This window comes from Streptomyces sp. NPDC041796 (genome assembly GCF_055590785.1).
The window spans coordinates 250,310-267,286 of the sequence record NZ_JBVJAH010000005.1 but is presented as its reverse complement, the minus strand read 5'-3'; the positions used below and the strand labels follow the sequence as shown (position 1 = coordinate 267,286).

Here is a 16,977-nt window from a genome sequence, read left to right as displayed (position 1 = left end):
AGGTGGTGAGGCATGGCGCAGGGCTTGGCTTGGACTCGCCAACCGCTGAACAGGGTCTTGTCACCGTGCGCAGTCACATGCGTACATGGAGTTGCGTGCGTTCAAGGGGATGGCGGGGGTGGTCAGCCGTGACGAACGTTCCGGGCTCCGTGCTCGGCCGAGCGGCATTAAGAGAGGCGACACCGGTGCGTGCCGCACCACAGCAGGCACCGCGCCCGGCGGGACAGCCGGTGCGAGGGGTGAGACAGATCTGCGCGACACTCGCCGCGCTCACCGAGTCCGCCCGCCATGAGGTGCTGACCTTCGACGACCCGGCCGCATGCCTGGGCCTGCCGATCCCCGAGCCCTTCCTGGAGCTCGTCGGCACCTGTGTGCGCACGGCGACGGAGCGCGTGGGGACGGTGCGTCAGATCGTGCCCCGTCATGCCTTGTCCAGGGTCGCCGCAGCCGATGCGGCGGGGGTGGTGCGTCTTGCGGGCAGGGCCAGGCTGACGCAGTCCATCCCCTTCAAGATGATCGTGGTGGACCGTGCGGTCGCCGCCATCCCCCTCGACCTGGAACTGCTCTACAACGGGCTGCTGCTGATCCGCGACCCGGTCGTGGTGCAGGCCCTGGTGCGGGCCCACCACGCCTGGTGGGAGATGAGCGAGGACGTCCCGGCTCGGCCCGCGCCGCCCGGGGCGCTGCCCGCGCACCTGCGGCCGGTGCTGGAGGCCCTGCTGGCGGGGCTCACCGATGAGACGGCCGCCGCACGGCTCGGCATATCGGGGCGCACGTACAGCCGCCGCGTGGGCGAGCTGCTCACGGCCCTGGGCACGACGAGCCGTTTCCGGGCGGGAGCGGAAGCGGCTCGTCGCGGCTGGCTCTGAAGCCCCGAGGGGGTTACGACACGATGTCCTTGCGGGCGAAGCCCCGGAAGGCGAGCGCGAACAGGACCAGGGCGTACGTCACGGACACCGCCGCGCCTTTGAGCATGCCGCCCCACTCCAGGTGGGGCTGGAGCGCGTCGGCCCAGGCGAACTGCCAGTGGGCGGGCAGGAAGTCCCGCCAGGAGCCGAGCGCCGTCACCGCGTCCAGCACATTGCCGATGATCGTCAGACCGACCGCGCCGCCGACCGCGCCGAGCGGGGCGTCGGTCTTGGTGGACAGCCAGAAAGCGAGCCCGGCCGTGACCAGTTGGGAGACGAAGATGAAGGCGACGACCAGCGCGAGGCGCGGCACCGTGTCGGCAGTGGCGAGGGAGCCGCCCGTGGGCAGCTCCAGCGGCCCCCAGCCGTAGGCGACCGTCCCTGCCGCCAGAGCCACCAACGGCAGCAGCAGCATCGCGGCCGCGCTGAAGACCAGCGCCACGGCCAGCTTCGACCACAGCAGCCGGGCGCGCGGCACGGGCGCGGCCAGCAGGTAGCGGAGGGAGGACCAGCTGGCCTCGGACGCCACCGTGTCGCCGCAGAACAGCGCCACCGGCACCACCAGCAGGAAGCCGGCCGAGACGAACAGGCTGGTCGCGGCGAAGTTGGCGCCCGACGCGGTCGCCGTGTCCATGAGGGTGATCCGGTCGTTGCCGCGCCCGTCCGGGCCGCCGCCGATCGCGAAGGCGGCGATCAGCACGAAGGGCAGGGCGGCCAGGATCGCCCCCATGACGAGGGTGCGGCGCCGCTTCAACTGGCGTACGGCTTCGACCCGCAGCGGCAGGGTGTGCGCGGCCCGGTAGCCGGGTGCGGACTGGACCAGGGCGGTCGCGGGGGCGCTCATACGGATCCTCCTCCTCCGATCAGGGTGAGGAACGCGTCCTCCAGGCGGCGGTGCGGACCGACGCCGGTCAACGGGATGTCCAGCCGGACCAGTTCGGTGATCAGGGCGGTGGCGGTGACACCGTCCAGCCGTACCAGCAGGCCGCCTTCCGTGCGTACCACCGAGCCGATGCCCGGCATGGCGCCGATCTTGTCGACCAGTGGCTCCGGCACGTCACCGTCCGTGGTGACGAGCAGGGTGTCGCCCGCGCCGGTGATCTCGGCGACCGGGCCCGCCTGGACGAGCCGGCCACGGTCCATGACGACCAGGTGCGTGCAGGACTGTTCGACCTCCGACAGCAGGTGGCTGGAGACGATGACGGTCCGGCCCCCCGCCGCGTACCGGATCATCACGTCCCGCATCTCGCGGATCTGTGGCGGGTCCAGTCCGTTGGTCGGTTCGTCGAGGATGAGGAGGTCCGGCAGGCCCAGCATCGCCTGGGCGATGGCGAGCCGTTGCCGCATGCCCTGCGAATAGGTGCGTACGGCACGGGCGAGGGCGTCGCCGAGACCGGCGATCTCCAGTGCCTCTTCGATGTGGGCGTCCTCGGCGGGGCGGCCGGTGGCCCGCCAGTACAGTTCCAGGTTCTCCCGTCCGGACAGGTGCGGGAGGAAGCCGGCGCCCTCGACGAACGCGCCCACCCGGGACAGGACGGGCGCCCCCGGCCGGATCGCGTGCCCGAACACCCGGATCTCACCGTCGTCGGGGGTGATCAGACCCATCAGCATGCGCAGGGTGGTGGTCTTGCCGGCGCCGTTCGGGCCGAGGAGGCCGAGGACCTGGCCCTTCTCGACACGGAAGGACAGGTCCCGCACGGCGTACCGGTCGGCGGACTTGGCGTACTTCTTCGTCAGTCCGGTGATCTGGAGCGGTACGCCGGCGAGGCCGGGGTCCGGGGCGGGTGCGGTGGTGCGGCGGCGGACGGTCAGCAGCAGGGCGGCGGCGATCAGGGCGCCGGCGGCCGGGAGGCCCCACACCCACCAGGGCAGGCCGGTGGCCTGGGTGCGTACGGCGGGGGCGGTCGGTACGGACAGACCGCTCGTCACGTCGACGGTGTACGTGGCCGGGGTGGCCGGGGACGCGTATCCGAGGTCGGTGGCGGCGAGGACGACACGCAGCCGGTGCCCCGCCTCCACCTCGTGGTCGATGGCCGGCAGCGTGAGCTCCACGGCCTTGCCGTTCCGGGCGTCCTCGACGCGGACGGGGGCGACGAGCTGGGCGGGCAGCACCTGCCCGCGTCCGTCGGGGCCGACGTCGTACACCTTGCCGAAGAGGACCGCCTCGCCGGTGTCGGAGGTGACCGTGACGCGGACGGTCGGCGAGCCGGTGATGCGCAGCGGCGCCGTGAGGGGCCGGGACTCGAACCGGGCGTGCTGTCCGGGGAAGTCGAGCGACAGGCCCACGCCGAGCGACGAAAGCTGCGACAGTCCGCCGCCGACGCCCGGGACGGCGGAGATGGCGGGCGGGGTGGCCCCGGCGGGGTTGCGGAAGGCCTGCGGGCGGCCGGTGCCGGTGAGCGCGATGGTGCGGTCGCCGTTGCGGAGGCCGGGGTAGGCGTCGCCGGTGGCGCCGCGCAGCCGGGCCTGGCCGTCGGTGGAGTCGACCCCGCCGGTGCGGCTGACGCGGAAGGCGGGGCCGGTGTCGGTGCCGGTGTCCTCCTTGAGGTAGCGGTCGAACCAGGCGCCGATACGCGCCTCGACGCGTTCGGTCTCGCGGTCGCCGCCGTCGTGCCCGCCGGCGATCCAGTCGACGGCGACGGGTGCGCCGCCCGCGCGGACGGCCTTGGCGATGGCGTCGGCGTGCGAGAGCGGGAAGAGGGAGTCGGCCTGCCCCTGGACGATGAGCGTGGGCACCTTGATGCGGTCGCCGACGGCGGAGGGGCTGCGTGCCGCGAGCAGCGCCCGGGCGGCGGCGTCCGGCTTTCCGGTGACGGCGACCCGTTCGTACATGGCGCACAGCACGTCCTGGAAGCGGCCGCAGGCGGCGGTGGGCGCGGCCTGCGGGGCGGCGGCACGGGGCGGCCGTGTCCCTCCCCCTCCGGCCCCGGAGCCCGTGGCCTCGTCCTGGCCGGGTGCGCGGCCCGGGGGCTGGTCGCCCTCGTCGGGCGTGCGGCTCGGGGGCCGGTCCGAGGATGCCACCGTGCCGGTGGTGAAGAAGATGCCGGCCCACAGTTTCTTGAAGACGCCGTCCGGGAAGAGCGCGTCCGCCAGGTTCCAGTAGGTGATCTGCGGGGCGATCGCGTCCACCCGCTTGTCGTACCCGGCGGCCAGCAGGGAGATCGCCCCGCCGTACGAGGAGCCCGAGACGCCCACCTTCGGGTCGTTCGCCCCGTCCAGGCGGACCTCGGGGCGTTTCGCGAGCCAGTCGATGAGCCGCGACACGTCCTTGACCTCGTAGTCCGGGTCGTTGAGGCCGATGCGTCCCGTCGAGCCGCCGAAGCCGCGCGCGGACCAGGTCAGCACGGCGTACCCGTCACGGGCGAGTTTCTCGGCCTGCGCGCGCACATCGTCCTTGCTGCCGCCGAAGCCGTGCCCGAGGAGCACGGCGGGGCGGCGTACGCCGGAGGGGCCGGAGGTGAAGAACGAGGTGTCGATCCTCGCTCCCGGCATCTCCAGCACCCGGTCCTCGCGGCGCGGGCCGGGCTCGTCGTCCGAGGCCACCGCCGTCCATGTGCCGGCACCGGCGAGCAGCACGACGGCGGCGGCCGTGGCGGCCGCGGCGCGGCGCGGAATTCGGATCTCCATGCCATAGACCCTAAGCGGCCCGCCGCCCCGCCTCGGCTGCCGCACGGCGGAACTCGGAGGCCTTCCTGAGGCGTACGCACTACCGTCGCCGTACACCGGACGCGGTACACGAGGACCCGTAGGGAGACCGTGATGGACATCCGCCGTGCGACGACCGTCGACGAACTCGTCAGGGCGCAGCACCTCTACGACGGCCCGGCGCGCGTCGAGTGGGCCGAGCGGTTCCTCGCGGCGCCCGGGCATCTGATGCTCATCGCCTATGTGGACGGCGTCCCGGCCGGGATGGTGTCGGGTATCGAGATGCTGCACCCGGACAAGGGCACGGAGATGTGCCTGTACGAGTTGTCCGTCGACGAGGCGTACCGGAGGCGCGGTATCGGCCGGGCACTGACGGAGGCGCTCGCCGCGGTCGCCCGGGAGCGGGGTTGCTACGACATGTGGGTCGGGGTGGACACCGACAACGGTCCGGCATTGGCGACGTATCGCTCGGCCGGTGCCGGTGACGATGGAGAATTCGCCATGCTCACGTGGGAATTCGGCGACGAAGTGAGGAGGACCGACTAGCAACCTTGTGCGGTACATGACCAGTCGAGACGCTGTGGGGCCCCGTCCGGAAGAAAGGTCAGGTGCCCCCGAGATGAGAGCCCCATCCCGCAGGCCCCGGCGTCCCATGGCCCCGCGTCCCATGGCCCTGCGCCGCACCGGCGCGCTGATACCCGCCGTCGCCCTCGCGGCCGGTCTGCAGTTCGCCGTCTCCCCCACCGCGCAGGGCGCGCAGATCGGCGATCTCCGTCTCGCCCCCACGCAAACCGCCGTACCGAACAGCTGGATCGTCGTCCTCAAGGACGGCTCGACGCGTGCCGCCGATCTCGGCGTCACCCCGCAGCACCAGTACCGCAGCGTGCTCGACGGATTCTCGGCCACCATGTCGAAGGCGAAGGCCGGCGCGCTCGCCGCCGACCCGAGGGTCGCGTACGTCGAGCAGAACCAGGTCGTCCGCCTCAACGCCACCCAGGCGAACGCCACCTGGGGTCTCGACCGGATCGACCAGCGCAGCCTGCCGCTGTCGACGACGTACACGTACGACACCACGGCGTCGAACGTGAACGCGTACATCATCGACACCGGCATCCGCACCTCGCACAGCGAGTTCGGCGGGCGGGCGGTCGTCGGGACGGACACCGTCGGCGGCGGGCAGAACGGGCAGGACTGCCAGGGCCACGGCACGCATGTCGCCGGTACGGTCGGCGGGAAGACGTACGGTGTGGCGAAGGCCGCCAGGCTCGTCGCGGTCCGCGTCCTGGACTGCAACGGCTCGGGTACGACGGCCGGGGTCATCGCGGGCGTGGACTGGGTGACGGCGAACGCCGTCAAGCCGGCGGTCGCCAACATGAGCCTGGGCGGTGGTGTGAACACGTCCCTCGACAACGCCGTCAAGCGGTCGATCGCGTCGGGCGTCTCGTATGCCGTCGCGGCGGGCAACGGCAACATCCTCGGCCTGCCGGAGAACGCCTGCAACACCTCCCCGGCCCGCGTCCCGGAGGCCATCACCGTCGGCGCCACGGACAACGCGGACCGCCGGGCCTCGTTCTCCAACTACGGCACCTGCGTGGACCTCTTCGCGCCGGGTGTGAAGGTCACCTCGGCATGGCGCACCGGTGACACGGCGACGAACACCATCTCCGGTACGTCGATGGCGGCGCCCCACACGGCGGGCGTGGCCGCCCTGTACCTGTCGAAGAACCCCACCGCGTCCCCGGCGCAGGTGAGCGCCGCACTGGTGAACAACGCCACGAGCGGCAAGGTGCAGAACGCGCTCACGGGCTCCCCGAACAGGCTGCTCCACTCGCGGTTCTAGGACCCTTCGGGGGACGAAACCCCTGCGGGGGACGAAGGCCCTCCGGGGTACGCGGACCCTTCAGGGCACGCAGACCCTTCAGGGGACAAGGACCCTTCAGGGACGAGATGCCCGAGGAGCTCGGCACCCGCCGGGTAGGGGCGCTCCTCGGGCATCAGCCGCTCCGCACCCTCCAGGTCACCGGCCCGGACGAGCCCGTGGATCTCGCGGGCGAGCGGCGTCACGTCCCGTATGGACACCGTCCACTCGTCGGCGTACCGCGCCGACGCCTCCCCCGCGAGGCCGAGCTGGAGCGAGCGGTGCGGCAGCGGCGCGAGGTGCCAGTCACGCTCGGGGTCCCACTGGACGCGGGCCGGGGACCGGCGCAGCCGCCGCTTCCAGGTGTCCTGGTCGGGGTGGAGTCCCCTCTTGTAGTGCGAGAGGCAGGCGTGGCGCAGCGCCCATTCGAAGCCCTCGCGGGTGATCTCGACGGCCAGGACGGTCTCCTGGCCCTCCTTCGTCGCCCAGCCGCAGCGGTACATCATCCACAGGAAGCTCGGTTTGATCCACGTCATCCGGTCCCGCTTCCAGGAGACCGGGAAGCGGCCCGTGCGGGCGGCGGGGCCGCCGATGCCGGGCGCGTACGCCTGGTAGACGGTGATCGTGTCCTCGGTGTGGAGGGCGCGGATGCGGTACTTCGGTTCGTCGTCGTTCATCCCGGCAAGGATCGACGGCCGGCCCCGGTCGGGGCCAGCCGTTTTCTCCGGGACCGGGGTGTCAGTGGTTGCGGGGGAAGCCCAGGTCCACGCCCACCGGGGCCTCCGACGGGTCGGGCCAGCGGGTGGTGACGACCTTGCCGCGCGTGTAGAAGTGCACGCCGTCGTTGCCGTAGATGTGGTGGTCGCCGAAGAGGGAGTCCTTCCAGCCACCGAAGGAGTGGTAGCCGACGGGCACCGGGATCGGGACGTTCACGCCGACCATGCCCGCCTGGATCTCCAGCTGGAAGCGGCGGGCGGCACCGCCGTCGCGGGTGAAGATCGCGGTGCCGTTGCCGAACGGCGAGTCGTTGATGAGCCGCACGCCCTCCTCGTAGGTGTCCGCGCGCAGCACGCACAGCACCGGGCCGAAGATCTCGTCGCGGTAGGCGTCGGAGTCGGTGGACACCTTGTCGAGCAGCGACAGGCCGACCCAGTGGCCGTTCTCGTACCCGTCGACCGTGTGGCCGGTGCCGTCGAGGACGACCTCCGCGCCCTGGGCGGCCGCGCCGGTGACGTAGGAGGCGACCTTGTCGCGGTGGGCGGCGGTGATCAGCGGGCCCATCTCGGACGCCGGGTCGTCGCCGGGGCCGATCTTGATCTTCTCGGCGCGCTCGCGGATCTTCTCCACGAGTTCGTCGCCGATCGCGCCGACCGCGACGACCGCCGAGATCGCCATGCAGCGCTCACCCGCCGAGCCGTACGCCGCCGAGACGGCCGCGTCGGCGGCCGCGTCGAGGTCGGCGTCGGGCAGGACCAGCATGTGGTTCTTGGCGCCGCCGAGGGCCTGGACGCGCTTGCCGTTGGCCGAGGCGGTGGTGTGGATGTACTTGGCGATCGGGGTGGAGCCGACGAAGGAGACGGCTGCCACGTCCGGGTGCTCCAGCAGGGCGTCCACGGCCACCTTGTCGCCGTGGACGACGTTGAGGACGCCGTCGGGCAGACCGGCCTCGGAGGCCAGCTCGGCGAGCAGGTTGGCGGCGGACGGGTCCTTCTCGCTGGGCTTGAGGACGAAGGTGTTGCCGCAGGCGATGGCCAGCGGGAACATCCACATCGGCACCATCGCCGGGAAGTTGAACGGCGTGATGCCGGCGACCACGCCGAGCGGCTGGCGGATGGCGGCGACGTCGACCCGGTTGGAGACCTGGGTGGACAGCTCGCCCTTGAGCTGGACGGTGATCCCGCAGGCCAGCTCGACGATCTCCAGGCCGCGCGCGACCTCGCCGAGGGCGTCGGAGTGGACCTTGCCGTGCTCGGCGGTGATCAGGGCGGCGATCTCGTCGCGGTGGGCGTCGAGCAGCGCGCGGTACGCGAACAGGACGGTGGTGCGCTGGGCCAGCGAGGACGTGCCCCAGGTCGCGTAGGCGGCCTTGGCGGCGGCGACGGCGGCATCGACCTCCTCGGCGGAGGCGAGGGCGACCCGCGTGGTGACAGCGCCGGTCGCCGGGTCGGTCACCGGGCCCCAGTTGCCCGACGTGCCCTCGACGGTCTTGCCACCGATCCAGTGGTTGACGGTCTTCGTCATGACGAAAGCTCCTTCAGATGCTTCACAGGTGGCGGCGTCGGGCTGCGACTTGCCGGTCGTACTCCTCACGGGCCTTGACCGCCGACGTGCGGGTCGCGGTCTCGGCCACGGGCACATCCCACCATGCCTCGGAGGCGGGCGCGCCCGACACTGTGTCTGCCGTTTCGGTCTCGACGTAGACACATGTGGGGACGGTCGCCGCGCGCGCCTCGGCAAGGGCTTCCCGCAGGTCACGGACGGTATGGGCGCGCAGCACACGCATCCCGAGGCTGGCCGCGTTGGCTGCGAGGTCGACCGGGAGCGGGTCGCCGGTGTACGTGGTGTCGGGGGCCCGGTAGCGGTAGGCGGTGCCGTACCGCTCGGCGCCCACGGATTCGGAGAGGCCGCCGATCGAGGCGTACCCGTGGTTCTGGAGGATGACGACCTTGATGGGGACGTTCTCCTGGACAGCGGTGACGATTTCGGTGGGATTCATCAGGTACGTACCGTCGCCGACGAGGGCCCAGACCGGCCGGCCGGGGGCGGCGAGGGCGACGCCGATGGCGGCGGGGATCTCGTAGCCCATGCAGGAGTACCCGTATTCGACGTGGTACTGGTCCCGGGAGCGGGTCCGCCAGAGCTTGTGGAGGTCGCCGGGGAGTGAGCCGGCCGCGTTGATCAGGATGTCGTCGCCACCGACCAGGGTGTCGAGTGCGCCGAGGACCTGGGTCTGGGTGGGGCGCGCGTCCTCCCCGGCGGGGGTGTACGCGGTGGTCACGCGGGCCTCCCAGTCGGCCTTGAGGGCCGCGTACTCGCTCCCGTACCCCGCCGGGACGGTGTGCCCGTCGAGCGCCGCAGCCAGCTGCTCCAGGCCGGTGCGGGCGTCGGCGACCAGCGGGAGGGCCGCCATCTTGTGGGCGTCGAAGCCGGTGATGTTGAGGTTGACGAACCGGACGGCGGGGTGGGCGAAGAGCGTGGCGGAGGCGGTGGTGAAGTCGGAGTAGCGGGTGCCGACGCCGATCACCAGGTCGGCGGTGCGGGCGAGGTGGTTGGCGGTGGAGGTGCCGGTGTGGCCGACGCCGCCGACGTCGGCGGGGTGGTCGTACGGCAGGGAGCCCTTGCCGGCCTGGGTGGAGGCGACGGGAATGCCGGTCGCGGCGGCGAGCTCTTGGAGGGCGGCTTCGGCGCGGCTGTGGTGGACGCCGCCGCCCGCGACGATCAGCGGGCGTTCGGCCGCCCTGATCACCCGGACGGCGGCGTCGAGTTCGGCCGTGTCGGGCTGGGGGCGGCGGACGTGCCAGACGCGCTCGGCGAAGAACTCCTCGGGCCAGTCGAACGCCTCCGCCTGTACGTCCTGCGGCAGGGCGAGCGTGACCGCGCCGGTGGTGGCCGGGTCGGCGAGGACGCGCATGGCGGCGAGGGCGGCGGGGATCAGCGCCTCGGGGCGGGTGATCCGGTCGAAGTACCTCGACACGGGGCGGAGGGTGTCGTTGACGGACACATCACCGGTGTGGGGGACTTCCAGTTGCTGGAGGACGGGGTCGGCGGGGCGGGTCGCGAAGGTGTCCCCGGGCAGGAGCAGCACCGGGAGGTGGTTGATGGTGGCGAGGGCGGCGCCGGTGACGAGGTTGGTGGCGCCGGGGCCGATGGAGGTGGTGACGGCGTGGGCGGAGAGGCGGTTCGCCTGGCGGGCGTGACCGACGGCGGCGTGGACCATGGCCTGCTCGTTGCGGCCCTGGAGGAACAGCATGTCGTCGGCCGACTCGATGAGGGCCTGGCCGATGCCCGCCACATTGCCGTGGCCGAAGATGCCCCAGGTGGCGCTGATGAGCCGGTGGCGAGAGCCGTCGCGTTCGGTGTACTGGCGGGTGAGGAAGGCGACGAGCGCCTGGGCCGTCGTGAGCCGTCGGGTGCTCATCGGTATCCCTCCGTGCGGTGGTCGGGGTGGAAGCGGATCTTCCACTCCCGTTCGTCGCCGGGGCCCGCCATGACGTTGAGGTAGTACATGGCGTGGCCGGGCTGGGCGATGGACGGGCCGTGCCAGCCGTCCGGTACGAGGACGGCGTCGCCGCTGCGGACCTCGGCCAGGACGTCGGCACCGCCGGGACGGGAGGGCGACACGCGCTGGTAGCCCAGCCCGTCGCCGTCGATCTCGAAGTAGTAGATCTCCTCGAGCAGCGCCTCCTCGCCGGGGAGGTGCTCGTCGTGCTTGTGCGGCGGGTAGGAGGACCAGTTGCCGCCGGGCGTGATCACCTCGACGGCGATGAGCCGGTCGCAGTCGAAGGTGTCGGCGGCGGCGAAGTTGCGCACCTCGCGGGCGCAGGTGCCGCTGCCGCGCGCCTCGACCGGAACCTCCGGCGCGGGGCCGTAGCGAGCGGGGAGTCGTCGCTCGCACTTCGCTCCTGCCAGGGCGAAGCGGCCACCCGCGCCGGAGGCGATCTGGGTGTGGGCGTCACGCGGTAGGTAGGCGAAGTCGGTGACGCCGCTGAACACGCTTTCTCGGCCGAGGAGTTCGATGAACTCGCCGTCGACCTGCACGGTACAGCCGCCGGTGATCGGAAGGAGGACCCACTCGCTGTCACCGCTGGCGAAGAGGTGGGATTCGCCGGGGCCGAGGTCGAGGACGCGCAGGGCGGAATGGGCCCAGCCGGCCCTCTTCGGGTCGATGTCGACGGCGTAGGGCCCGCGGGCGGCCGCTCCGCTCGGGACGTGCAGCTGCTGGTCGGTCATGATCTCTCCGTACCCTCCTGGACCGGTCCTCAGAGCAGGCCCACGGCCGTGTCGACGGCGGCGGCGACGTCGCCGTCCGCCGGGTAGAGCAACGAGCGCCCCACGACCAGGCCCTGTACGGTCGGCAGGCTCAGCGCCCCCCGCCACTTCTCGTACGCCGTGTCCTGGTCGGGCCCCACGTCGCCGCCGAGGAGGACGGCGGGCAGGGTCGTGGTCTCCATGACCCGCGCCATGTCGTCGGGGTCGTCGGTGACGGGGACCTTGAGCCAGGTGTACGCGGAAGTGCCGGCGAGGCCGGAGGCGATGGCGAGCGAGGTGGTGACCGCCTCGGGGGTCAGGTCGTTGCGGACCCGGCCGTCCTCCGGGTCGCGGCGGGAGAGGAACGGTTCGACGAAGACGGGGAGCCTCCGCGCGGCCATGGCGTCGATGGTGCGCGCGGCGGCGGTGAGGGTGGTGAGGGAGCCGGGGTCGGTGTGGTCGATGCGCAGCAGGAGCTTGCCGGCGTCGAAGCCGAGGCGGGCCAGGTCCTCGGGCCGGTGGCCCGTGAACCGGTCGTCGAGCTCGAAGGCGGACCCGGCGAGCCCGCCGCGGTTCATCGAGCCCATGACGACCTTGCCCTCGAGGGCTCCGAGGAGGAGCAGGTCGTCGAGGATGTCGGCGGTTGCGAGGACGCCGTCGACGCCGGGGCGGGAGAGGGCGAGACACAGCCGTTCGAGCAGGTCGAGACGGTTGGCCATGGCGAGCGGCCGGTCACCCACGGCCAGGGCGCCCCGGGCGGGGTGGTCGGCGGCGATGATCATGAGCCGGCCGGAGTCGCCGATCAGGGGTCGGCGCCCGCGGCGGGCGGCGGCCTCGGCGACGGCCTCGGGATGCCGGGTGCGCACCGCGACGAGGTGCGCGAGGTCGACGGTCACGGCGTGCCGCCTTCCGCACCGGTGTCACCGGCGGGCGTGGCGGCCGGCTCGGAGCGTGCGCCACCGGGAGCGACGTCCGGGCGGTCGGCGCCGGGGGTGTCGGGGCGGGCGGCGCCGGGGCGGGGGGTGGCCGGGGTGTCGGCGTTCGGGCGGGCGGCGTCGGGGCCGGGACGGGCGACGGCGCCGGTGGCGTCGGGGGCCGCCGGGGACTCAGCGTCCGGGCAGGCGGGCGCGGCCGCGGGGGCGGCCGGGGTGTCGGCGTCCCGGCGAGCGGCGGCGTCGGCGTTCGGGCGGGCGGCGTAGCGGAGGGGTGCGGTGGCGGCGGGGCGGGCGGCGCCGGGGCGGGTGTCGCTGCGCGGGAGCGGGGGCGTGCCGTCCAGGGTGGCCGACACCTCCTCGGGGAACGGCATCGCCGAGGAGCAGGCGAGGCGGGAGGCGACGATGGCTCCGGCGGCGTTGGCGTACCGCACGGTCCGCTCCAGGTCCCACCCGGCGAGCAGGCCGTGGCACAGCGCCCCGCCGAACGCGTCACCGGCCCCCAGCCCGTTGACCACGTCGACCGGGACGGGCGGTACGTCGGCGGTGTCACCGTCGGCGGTCATCGCGAGGACGCCCTTGGGACCCTGCTTGACGACGGCGAGGCGGACGCCCGCGTCGAGGAGGGCGCGCGCGGCGCGGTGCGGCTCGCGCTCACCGGTGGCGATCTCGCACTCGTCGAGGTTGCCGACGGCGACGGTGGCGTACCGGAGTGCCTCGCGGTAGTGGGACCGGGCCCCGTCGGCATCGGACCAGAACATGGGCCGCCAGTCGAGGTCGAAGACGGTGGTGCCGCGCTTGGCCCGGTGGGCGAGGGCGGCCAGCGTGGCGGTGCGGCTGGGTTCGGCGGACAGGCCGGTGCCGGTCATCCAGAACACCCGGGCGGCGGCGATGGCGGCCAGGTCCAGCTCGTGCTCGTGGATCTCCAGGTCGGGCGCCTTGGGCTGGCGGTAGAAGTAGAGGGGGAAGTCGTCGGGCGGGAAGACCTCGCAGAAGGTGAGCGGGGTCGGGTACGCCTCGACCGGCGTCACCCACCGGTCGTCCACACCGAACGCCCGCAGCTCCTGGTGCAGATACTCCCCGAACGGGTCCGCGCCCGTGCGGGTGATCACCGCGGCGCGGCGCCCGAGGCGGGCCGCGGCGACCGCCACGTTGGAGGGCGAGCCGCCGAGGAACTTGCCGAACGTCTCGACCCGGGCGAGCGGGACGCCGGTCTGGAGGGGGTAGAGGTCCACCCCGATGCGCCCCATGGTGATGAGGTCGTACGGATCGGTCGCCATCCATGTCCCCTTCGCGTCGGCACCGTGGTCAGGTCTAGCCGTCCCGGGAAAGCCTGTCAACATTTTGTCCTTACATTCGGACCAACTCTTGACGCCCTCCTCCGGCCGCCACCAAGCTGACCCCCATGACGCCGCTGTCACCACCGCCGCTGTCCCGTATCCGGATCGGTTCCGCCCCCGACTCATGGGGCGTGTGGTTCCCCGACGATCCCCGGCAAGTGCCCTGGCAGCGCTTCCTCGACGAGGTCGCCGAGGCCGGGTACGAGTGGATCGAACTCGGGCCGTACGGCTACCTCCCCACCGACCCGGCCCGGCTCACCGAGGAGACCGCCCGCCGCGGGCTGAAGGTCTCGGCGGGCACGGTCTTCACCGGGCTGCACCACGGGGAGGCCGTCTGGGAGAAGACCTGGGCGCACGTCGCGGACAACGCCGCGCTCGCCCGCGCCATGGGCGCCGACCACCTCGTCGTCATCCCGTCCTTCTGGCGGGACGACAAGACCGGCGAGGTGCTGGAGGACCGGAACCTGACGGCCGGCCAGTGGCGGGACCTCGCCCGCCTGACCGAACGCCTCGCCCTGGAGGTACGGGACCGCTTCGGGCTGCGCATCGTCGTCCATCCGCACGCCGACACCCACATCGACAGCGAGGAGAACGTCAGCCGTTTCCTCGACGCCACCGACCCGGACCTGGTGGCACTCTGTCTGGACACGGGGCACTACGCGTACTGCGGCGGCGACAGCGTCAAGCTGATCGAGACGTACGGCGAACGGATCGGCTACCTTCACCTCAAGCAGGTCGACCCCGAGATCCTCGCCGAAGTGGTCGCGGAGGGCACCCCGTTCGGCCCCGCCGTGGCACGCGGCGTGATGTGCGAACCCCCGGCCGGCGTCCCCGCCCTGGAACCCGTCCTGGCCGCCGCCCAGGCGCTGGACGTCGACCTGTTCGCCATCGTCGAGCAGGACATGTACCCCTGCCCGCCCGACAAACCCTTCCCCATCGCCGAACGCACCCGCCGCTTCCTGCGCTCATGCGGGGCGTGAGCGCCGGTCGTACCGCCAAAGCGCCCCCTCTGTAACAGTGATCCCTGCCGTGTCACGCATATCCGCGTTACACGGACCTTCGGTCACAGCCGTTCAACAAGCCCTTCCCGTCCGTCACTCTGTGTCGTTCAACGGGCACAGGCTCAGTGATCGCCAGCGTGGACGTCGCGGCTCCCCCGACGGTCCTACCGGACCGCCGCCGCGGCGTGCGCAGGGAGGTGCCAAGGATGACGGACAGAAAGCTCTGGTCCTACAAGGAGATTGCCGCGCACATCCGGGTGCAACCGGACACGGTCCGCTCGTACCGCAAGCACGGTCTGCTGCCGCAGCCCGACCATGTGGAGGGCGGCAAGCCCTACTGGTATCCGGACACCATTCGCGTCTGGGTGGCGAACCGCCCCGGCAACCGGGGCCGCGTGAACTGACCTTCCGCGACGCTCCGGCCCGGCACTCGGCCCCGTACACCGTCAGGTACGGGGCCTGCCGCGTAAATGCCTTGCCCGGGCTCCGCGCCGCCCCGGAAGATCGCCGGATGAGCGACTTCTCCGTCAAGCCCACCCTCACCGGCGCCCGTGTGGTGCTGCGGCCGGTCACCGAGCAGGACGCCGCCGTGGTCGCGGAGATGCTGAACGACCCTGAGGTCCTGACCTTCACCGGCGCCCCTGCCGACGAGCCACCACTCTCGCTCGACTTCCTGCGCTCCTGGTACGGCTCGCGCGGCGCGCAGACCGACCGGCTGGACCTCGCCCTGGTCGACCGGGCCTCCGGGGAGATGGTGGGCGAACTCGTCTTCAACGAATGGGACGAGCCGAACCGAAGCTGCAACTTCCGCACCCTCATCGGCCCCCGGGGGCGCAACCGGGGCCTGGGCACGGAGGCGATCCGGTTGTTCCTCGCGCACGGCTTCGAGCAGCTGGGCCTGAACCGGATCTCCCTGGGCGTCTACGCCTTCAACCCACGGGCGATCCGGGTCTACGAGAAGGTCGGCTTCGTCCGGGAGGGCGTGGAGCGGGAGGCCCTGTGGCACCGGGGCCAGTGGATCGATTCATTCTCCATGTCCGTCCTGGCCCGCGAGTGGGCCACCCACCGGGGGCACCCGGAGACGAACTCCTCCTGAACGGCCGACCGGCGGGAAGCGATCCGGCCTGCCGCTCACGCCGAGACCACCTTCTGTGCGACATCCCGTGAGTTCTCCTGAGCCCCGCAGGGTTACGGTAAATGCGCTATGTACTGCGGCAGTTGGACATACGTCTCCGCGACCGCACAACCGTCAGTACGCGACGCCGACCAGGCCTGGCACCAGCATGTTTGCCCGGGTCATGCCCCCAGGTCCTCCGTCAGGGGCAGGCACTCGGCGAGCAGGTCGACGACGTCGCGCCAGGCTCGCTGCGCATGCTGTCGGTGGTAGCCGACGCCGGGGACCACGGGGTGGTCGACCGGCGGGTGGTGGAAGGCGTGCAAGGCTCCGCCGTAGACCACGAGGCGCCAGTCGACGCCCGCGGCCTGCATCTCAGCGGTGAACGCGTTCCGTTGCGCGGGCGGCATGATCGGGTCTTCCGACCCGACCCCGGCCCACACCGGGCAGCGAATGCGCGCCGCCTCGCCCGGTCGGCCCGTGGTAGTTGCGTTGACTGTCGCGATCGCGCGCAGGTCGACGCCGCCGCGCCCGAGTTCCAGCCCGACGGCGCCCCCGGTTCCGTATCCGACGGCGGCGATCCGGTCGGGGTCGGTCCGGGGCTCGGTGCACAACACGTCGAGTGCCGCCTGGCCGATCTCCCGCATCCGGTCGGGATCAGCGAGCAGTGGCATGCAACGGGCCAGCATCTCCTCGGGGTCGTCCAAATAGCGCCCGCCATGAAGGTCGAAGGCCAGCGCTACATATCCCAGCTCGGCGAGAGCATCGGCCCGGCGACGCTCGACGTCGCTGAGCCCCATGCCCTCTGGTCCGAGCAGCACCGCGGGCCGGCGGCCGACACCGGCCGGGAGCGCGAGGTGCCCGATCATCGTCAAACCGTCGGCCGGGTACTCGACCGTACGCGTCGTCATCCTCGTCATGAGACTGGACCGTAGCGATCGTCGAGCCCGGTCCGGCCGGTGTTCTGCCGCCGGCAGAACAGCACGGGTGCCCCTCTGGAATACGGGACGGGCCCGGCGGCTCAGCGCTTCAAGATCATCACGTTGCCCCTTTGGCGCGTATCTCGGTCACACCCGAGTCCGGCGCATCCGGCCTGGCGGGCAGGGCGCCGTAGGTGTGCTGCCGGTGTTCGCGCCGGGCTTCGGCCGGCTCCTTCTCGTGGCCGTTCATGTCTGTCTCCGCTCCCCTCGCTCCCGGCCGGTGCCGGGTCC

15 protein-coding genes and 1 pseudogene are annotated in these 16,977 nt (G+C 72.3%); 6 read left to right on the top strand and 10 right to left on the bottom strand.

The features are described from left to right. The first annotated feature begins 239 nt into the window (after nt 1-239). The gene (locus ACZ6C1_RS12085) at nt 240-869 is read left to right on the top strand and encodes a helix-turn-helix transcriptional regulator (protein ID WP_469240160.1); all 630 of its coding nucleotides are present in this window, start codon (nt 240-242) and stop codon (nt 867-869) included. A gap of 13 nt (nt 870-882) precedes the next feature. On the opposite strand, the gene ACZ6C1_RS12080 is transcribed toward ACZ6C1_RS12085, so the two are convergent. Both ACZ6C1_RS12080 and ACZ6C1_RS12075 read right to left on the bottom strand, forming a co-directional pair. Next, nucleotides 883-1,752 (bottom strand): ABC transporter permease, encoded by an 870-nt coding sequence (locus ACZ6C1_RS12080; RefSeq protein WP_469240159.1) that lies wholly within the window; start codon nt 1,750-1,752, stop codon nt 883-885. Continuing rightward, on the bottom strand, nt 1,749-4,535 hold the full coding sequence (locus ACZ6C1_RS12075; protein WP_469240158.1) for an alpha/beta fold hydrolase: 2,787 nt from the start codon (nt 4,533-4,535) through the stop codon (nt 1,749-1,751). Before ACZ6C1_RS12075 ends, ACZ6C1_RS12080 begins: the two co-directional genes overlap by 4 nt. Before the next feature lie 132 nt (nt 4,536-4,667). On the opposite strand from ACZ6C1_RS12075, the gene ACZ6C1_RS12070 reads away from it, so the two are divergent. Further along, nucleotides 4,668-5,099: a GNAT family N-acetyltransferase gene (locus tag ACZ6C1_RS12070; protein WP_469240157.1), complete on the top strand. Its 432-nt coding sequence runs from the start codon at nt 4,668-4,670 to the stop codon at nt 5,097-5,099. A gap of 106 nt (nt 5,100-5,205) precedes the next feature. Continuing rightward, nucleotides 5,206-6,393, top strand: coding sequence for a S8 family peptidase (locus ACZ6C1_RS12065; RefSeq protein ID WP_469240366.1), 1,188 nt, complete (start codon nt 5,206-5,208; stop codon nt 6,391-6,393). Here the strand turns inward: ACZ6C1_RS12065 and ACZ6C1_RS12060 are convergent. From ACZ6C1_RS12060 to iolC, 6 genes and pseudogenes are all read right to left on the bottom strand, one after another. Beyond that, a complete protein-coding gene (locus tag ACZ6C1_RS12060; protein ID WP_469240156.1) occupies nt 6,390-7,088 on the bottom strand; it encodes a DUF4291 domain-containing protein in 699 nt (232 codons plus the stop codon). The genes ACZ6C1_RS12065 and ACZ6C1_RS12060 overlap by 4 nt on opposite strands. A gap of 61 nt (nt 7,089-7,149) precedes the next feature. Beyond that, nucleotides 7,150-8,652 carry a CoA-acylating methylmalonate-semialdehyde dehydrogenase gene (gene mmsA, locus ACZ6C1_RS12055; protein WP_469240155.1) on the bottom strand — a complete coding sequence of 501 codons (1,503 nt, stop codon included), beginning with the start codon at nt 8,650-8,652 and terminating at the stop codon, nt 7,150-7,152. 22 nt (nt 8,653-8,674) lie between these two features. After that, on the bottom strand, nt 8,675-10,549 hold the full coding sequence (gene iolD, locus ACZ6C1_RS12050; RefSeq protein WP_469240154.1) for a 3D-(3,5/4)-trihydroxycyclohexane-1,2-dione acylhydrolase (decyclizing): 1,875 nt from the start codon (nt 10,547-10,549) through the stop codon (nt 8,675-8,677). Then, nucleotides 10,546-11,361 carry a 5-deoxy-glucuronate isomerase gene (gene iolB, locus ACZ6C1_RS12045; RefSeq protein ID WP_469240153.1) on the bottom strand — a complete coding sequence of 272 codons (816 nt, stop codon included), beginning with the start codon at nt 11,359-11,361 and terminating at the stop codon, nt 10,546-10,548. Before iolB ends, iolD begins: the two co-directional genes overlap by 4 nt. Nucleotides 11,362-11,390: 29 nt before the next feature. Then, entirely contained in the window at nt 11,391-12,275 is an 885-nt protein-coding gene (locus ACZ6C1_RS12040; RefSeq protein ID WP_469240152.1) for a Cgl0159 family (beta/alpha)8-fold protein, read from the bottom strand. A 377-nt stretch (nt 12,276-12,652) separates the two neighbouring features. Next, nucleotides 12,653-13,591: pseudogene (gene iolC, locus ACZ6C1_RS12035) on the bottom strand (5-dehydro-2-deoxygluconokinase); the annotation flags it as partial. A 125-nt stretch (nt 13,592-13,716) separates the two neighbouring features. Between iolC and ACZ6C1_RS12030 the strand changes: the two are divergent. The 3 genes from ACZ6C1_RS12030 (at nt 13,717) to ACZ6C1_RS12020 (ending at nt 15,748) form a co-directional block, all read left to right on the top strand. After that, nucleotides 13,717-14,631, top strand: a complete 915-nt coding sequence (locus ACZ6C1_RS12030; protein WP_469240151.1) for a sugar phosphate isomerase/epimerase family protein — start codon at nt 13,717-13,719, stop codon at nt 14,629-14,631. 227 nt (nt 14,632-14,858) lie between these two features. Next, nucleotides 14,859-15,056 carry a helix-turn-helix transcriptional regulator gene (locus tag ACZ6C1_RS12025; RefSeq protein WP_469240150.1) on the top strand — a complete coding sequence of 66 codons (198 nt, stop codon included), beginning with the start codon at nt 14,859-14,861 and terminating at the stop codon, nt 15,054-15,056. Nucleotides 15,057-15,163: 107 nt separating this feature from the next. After that, the gene (locus ACZ6C1_RS12020) at nt 15,164-15,748 is read left to right on the top strand and encodes a GNAT family N-acetyltransferase (RefSeq protein ID WP_469240149.1); all 585 of its coding nucleotides are present in this window, start codon (nt 15,164-15,166) and stop codon (nt 15,746-15,748) included. A 200-nt stretch (nt 15,749-15,948) separates the two neighbouring features. On the opposite strand, the gene ACZ6C1_RS12015 is transcribed toward ACZ6C1_RS12020, so the two are convergent. Beyond that, nucleotides 15,949-16,686: a dienelactone hydrolase family protein gene (locus ACZ6C1_RS12015; protein ID WP_469240148.1), complete on the bottom strand. Its 738-nt coding sequence runs from the start codon at nt 16,684-16,686 to the stop codon at nt 15,949-15,951. 118 nt (nt 16,687-16,804) lie between these two features. Beyond that, nucleotides 16,805-16,936 (bottom strand): hypothetical protein, encoded by a 132-nt coding sequence (locus ACZ6C1_RS12010; RefSeq protein WP_469240147.1) that lies wholly within the window; start codon nt 16,934-16,936, stop codon nt 16,805-16,807. Nucleotides 16,937-16,977 lie beyond the last annotated feature (41 nt).